This window comes from Aquiflexum sp. TKW24L, assembly GCF_023502205.1.
Classification (GTDB): domain Bacteria; phylum Bacteroidota; class Bacteroidia; order Cytophagales; family Cyclobacteriaceae; genus Cognataquiflexum.
In genome coordinates, this window is the sequence record NZ_JAMFLG010000105.1 from 1 (window position 1) to 372 (window position 372).

The following is a 372-nucleotide window of genomic DNA, read 5'->3' on the forward strand; positions in this document are numbered from 1 at the left end:
TAATGCGGGAACCGCAACAGCGAGCTACAGCTACCTTGGCGATGACAACTATCTACCAAGCGACGACAGTAAGGACTTCACCATCGGCAAAGCCACAACTACAACAGTTGTGACGATCAACGGCGGACCGTTCACCTATACCGGATCGGCGATTGAACCTGCCACGGTAAGTGTGACCGGCGCAGGCGGATTGAACCTGACCCCAACAGCTGATTATGTAAACAATGTGAATGCGGGAACCGCAACAGCGAGCTACAGCTACCTTGGAGATGCAAACTATCTGCCGAGCAACGACAGCAAAGACTTCACCATCGGTAAAGCCACAACGACAACAGTTGTGACGATCAACGGCGGACCGTTCACCTATACCGG

1 protein-coding gene is annotated in these 372 nt (G+C 53.0%); it reads left to right on the forward strand.

What is annotated here, in order from left to right:
- Positions 1-109: 109 nt before the first annotated feature.
- A partial coding sequence (locus tag M3O96_RS21965) for a hypothetical protein (RefSeq protein ID WP_249725503.1) occupies positions 110-372 on the forward strand: 263 nt, incomplete at its 3' end.